Consider the following 3,624-nt stretch of genomic DNA (forward strand, 5'->3'; position numbering starts at 1 on the left):
CCCCGGGCGTTCCGGAGGAGGACGGCGAGGACGAGGCGGCCAGCGCGTCCGCGTGCGCGGCGACCTCGGTGCGCAGCGGCTCCAGCCGGTCGGTGAGCGCGGGATGGACCCCTGCCGTTGCCTCGTACCGCGTGGCCAGCGTCCGGGAGTCCCGCGCGCTCCGCTCGCGCAGCTTCCGCGCCTCCGCGCTCTGCTCGGCCTGCCGGGCCCGCTCCGCCGCCGACTCCGAGCACCCGGCCGTCGCCGCCGTCCCCGCGGCGACACCGACCGCGCCCACCAGCAACTTCCGCCGGGGCGGCCGGTACGAGGACTCCAGCGGCGGCCCGGACAGGGGCCGCGACGGGGAGGGGAACGGCACGGGTTCACATCCTGGGAGTGGTGCGAGGGGCGCTGAGGGCCGGTGGTCGGAGAGGGCCGCGGAACGGGTCAGGTCCTTGATCGGCCGCCACCGAGCGTACTCGCGCCCCACCCCAGGATCACCAACCGCCCACCCCTCTCCAGCGTTTTGCGCACACCCCCGCAGGGCGGCGAGCGGCCGCTCCTGCGCGTGCGGCGAGCCGCGAAGCCGTCGCAAAGGCATCCGGCCGCGATGGCGGGCCCATGGCGGGCAAGCGGCCCGGCCGAGCCGGCGGAGAGCGACAGCAATCGCCAAAGACCCCCGCCGCAATGGCGAACAGGTGCTCCGACCGAGCGGCGCAGCGCGACGGCAGTCGCAATAGACCCCTGCCGCAACGGCGGGCAGGTGGCACGGCCGAGCCAGCGCAGCGCGACGGCAGTCGCAATAGACCCCCGACACGACGGAGAGCAACCAGTACGGCGGAGTCCGGCGGTGCCGAACGGCCTCAGCCCGGCGCAGCCGTGCGGGACTTGGCGGACCCGCCCGTCCGTACGGACCGCGCCGGATGGCGGTGTCGGCGGCACCGCCGTCGAGCGGATACCCTTTGACCTGACACGCGACCTTCCCACAACAGCAAACGCGGCCGAGGAGTCACCCGGATGAGCACCACCCAGAGCGAGAGGCTGCGCGGACTGCTCGAACCGCTGGTCGTCGCGCGCGACCTGGATCTCGAAGAGGTCGAGGTGACCCCGGCCGGGAAGCGGCGCGTGCTCCGGATCGTGGTCGACTCCGACGACGGCGTGCAGCTTGACGCCTGCGCCGAACTGAGCCGGGCGGTCTCCGAGAAGCTGGACGAGGCGGACGCCATGGGCGGGAACCCGTACGTCCTCGAGGTCACTTCCCCCGGCGCCGACCGCCCGCTCACCGAGCCGCGCCATTACCGCCGTGCCGCCGGCCGGCTCATCAAGGCCCAGCTCGCCGAGGGCGGCGAGCTGGTGGCCCGGATCACCGCCGTCGACGACGAGGGTCTCGACCTGGAGGTGCCGGGCGTCAAGGGGCGCAAGCCCACCACCCGCCGTCTCGCCTTCGGCGACATCGCCAAGGCCCGGGTGGAGATCGAGTTCAACCGCAAGGCCGCCGAGAAGAGCGCCGCCGACCAGGGCGGTACGGATGCCGCGGCCGCTGACGACGAGAGCCAGGAGGAGGCGTAGCCGTGGACATCGACATGAGTGCCCTGCGGGGACTGGTACGGGAGAAGGAGATCTCCTTCGATCTGCTGGTCGAGGCGATCGAGGCCGCCCTCCTCATCGCGTACCACCGCACCGAGGGAAGCCGCCGCCACGCGCGCGTGGAGCTGGACCGCAACACCGGCCACGTCACGGTGTGGGCCAAGGAGGACCCAGCCGACCTCGAAGAGGGCGAGGAGCCCCGCGAGTTCGACGACACCCCCTCCGGTTTCGGCCGGATCGCCGCGACCACCGCCAAGCAGGTCATCCTGCAGCGGCTGCGCGACGCCGAGGAGGAGATCACCTTCGGCGAGTACGCGGGCCGCGAGGGCGATGTCGTCACCGGCGTCGTCCAGCAGGGCAAGGACCCCAAGAACGTGCTGGTCGACATCGGCAAGCTGGAGGCCATCCTGCCGGTACAGGAGCAGGTCCCCGGCGAGGACTACGCCCACGGCACCCGGCTGCGCTCGTACGTCGTACGGGTCGCCAAGGGCGTCCGCGGCCCCTCGGTCACGCTCTCGCGCACCCACCCCAACCTGGTGAAGAAGCTGTTCGCCATGGAGGTGCCGGAGATCGCGGACGGCTCGGTGGAGATCGCCGCCATCGCCCGCGAGGCCGGCCACCGCACCAAGATCGCCGTACGGTCCACCCGTTCCGGTCTCAACGCCAAGGGCGCCTGCATCGGCCCGATGGGCGGCCGGGTGCGCGCGGTGATGGCCGAGCTGCAGGGCGAGAAGATCGACATCGTCGACTGGTCGGACGACCCGGCGGAGCTCGTCGCTCACGCGCTGTCACCCGCACGGGTGAGCAAGGTCGAGGTCGTCGACCTCGCCGCGCGCTCCGCCCGCGTCACGGTCCCCGACTACCAGCTGTCGCTGGCCATCGGCAAGGAAGGGCAGAACGCCCGGCTGGCCGCCCGACTCACCGGCTGGCGGATCGACATCCGCCCGGACACCGACCAGCAGCCCGCCGCGGCGTCGGGCGACCAGGGCTGAGCGGCGGGACCGAACCGCGCCGTGTGGCCGAAATGCGCCTGCGGCGGAAATAACGAGTGGCCGTTCCGGCGTCAACCCCATCAGGGTGGCGTCGGTACGGGGAGGTAGACTTGACGTGTCTGGCCGGACGCACATCCGAGCATGCCCTGAGCGAACCTGCGTGGGTTGCCGGGAGCGAGCGGCCAAGGGAGATCTGCTGCGTATCGCGGTGATCGAGGAGGCCTGCGTCCCCGATCCACGCGGTACGCTGCCCGGCCGGGGTGCGTATCTGCACCCCGCCCAGGTCTGTCTCGACCTGGCGGTTCGCCGCCGGGCGTTCTCCCGGGCCTTCCGGGGCCGGGGACCGCTCGACACCACGGCCTTGGGCCGATATATCGAGCAGGTAGCACAGCAGGCAACACCGTAAGAGAACGGCACGGAAAACCGTGCGGTCAGGTACCTCGCGAGTCGGAAGTAGGTCGAGATTGCGATGAGCACTCGATGAGTACGCGATGAGTACGCCCATGAAGTAGCGACGGTCCGGCGGAACCCGGACCTAAAAGGAGCGAAGTGGCTAAGGTCCGGGTATACGAACTCGCCAAGGAGTTCGGGGTTGAGAGCAAGGTCGTCATGGCCAAGCTCCAAGAACTCGGTGAATTCGTACGTTCGGCGTCCTCGACCATCGAGGCGCCGGTTGTGCGCAAGTTGACTGACGCTTTCCAGCAGGGCAACGGCTCCGGCCGTGCCGCAGGTAAGCCTTCCGCGCCCCGCAAGGCGGCGTCCCCCAAGCCGTCCCCCGCCCAGGGTGCGGCTCGTCCGGCTGCCCCCAAGCCCGGCGCGGCGAAGCCCGCCGCCGAGGCGGGCGGTCCCGTAACCCCCGCGGCCCCGGCTTCGGGTCCGCGTCCGACGCCGGGCCCGAAGGCCCCGGCGCCCAAGCCCGCACCGCCCCAGCCGGCGGAGCGGTGAACTCCGGGGAGGCCGGAGCCGCCGGCTGGGCCGGTGCGGGCTTGGGCGCCGGGGCCTTCGGGCCCGGCGTCGGACGCGGACCCGAAGCCGGGGCCGCGGGGGTTACGGGACCGCCCGCCTC

At 72.2% G+C, this 3,624-nt stretch carries 4 protein-coding genes and 1 pseudogene; 4 read left to right on the forward strand and 1 reads right to left on the reverse strand.

Going from position 1 to position 3,624, the window contains the following annotated elements:
• Window positions 1–358 (reverse strand): annotated as a pseudogene (locus tag AOK16_RS15110) (hypothetical protein); the annotation flags it as partial.
• 638 nt (window positions 359–996) lie between these two features.
• Between AOK16_RS15110 and rimP the strand changes: the two are divergent.
• The 4 genes from rimP (at window position 997) to AOK16_RS25685 (ending at window position 3,503) form a co-directional block, all read left to right on the forward strand.
• Window positions 997–1,548, forward strand: a complete 552-nt coding sequence (gene rimP, locus AOK16_RS15115; RefSeq protein WP_055472774.1) for a ribosome maturation factor RimP — start codon at window positions 997–999, stop codon at window positions 1,546–1,548.
• Window positions 1,549–1,550: 2 nt separating this feature from the next.
• The gene (nusA, locus tag AOK16_RS15120; protein WP_055472775.1) at window positions 1,551–2,558 is read left to right on the forward strand and encodes a transcription termination factor NusA; all 1,008 of its coding nucleotides are present in this window, start codon (window positions 1,551–1,553) and stop codon (window positions 2,556–2,558) included.
• 115 nt (window positions 2,559–2,673) lie between these two features.
• Complete coding sequence (locus AOK16_RS25680; protein WP_079101403.1) at window positions 2,674–2,964, forward strand: YlxR family protein; 291 nt, start codon at window positions 2,674–2,676, stop codon at window positions 2,962–2,964.
• Window positions 2,965–3,107: 143 nt separating this feature from the next.
• Complete coding sequence (locus tag AOK16_RS25685; protein ID WP_079101404.1) at window positions 3,108–3,503, forward strand: translation initiation factor IF-2 N-terminal domain-containing protein; 396 nt, start codon at window positions 3,108–3,110, stop codon at window positions 3,501–3,503.
• Window positions 3,504–3,624 lie beyond the last annotated feature (121 nt).

Source organism: Streptomyces pathocidini (assembly GCF_001418495.1).
Classification (GTDB): Bacteria; Actinomycetota; Actinomycetes; order Streptomycetales; family Streptomycetaceae; genus Streptomyces; species Streptomyces pathocidini.

Coding starts and splice junctions, on each gene's coding strand:
- rimP (WP_055472774.1), top strand. CDS start 997: ATGAGCACCACCCAGAGCGAGAGGCTGCGCGGACTGCTCGAACCGCTG.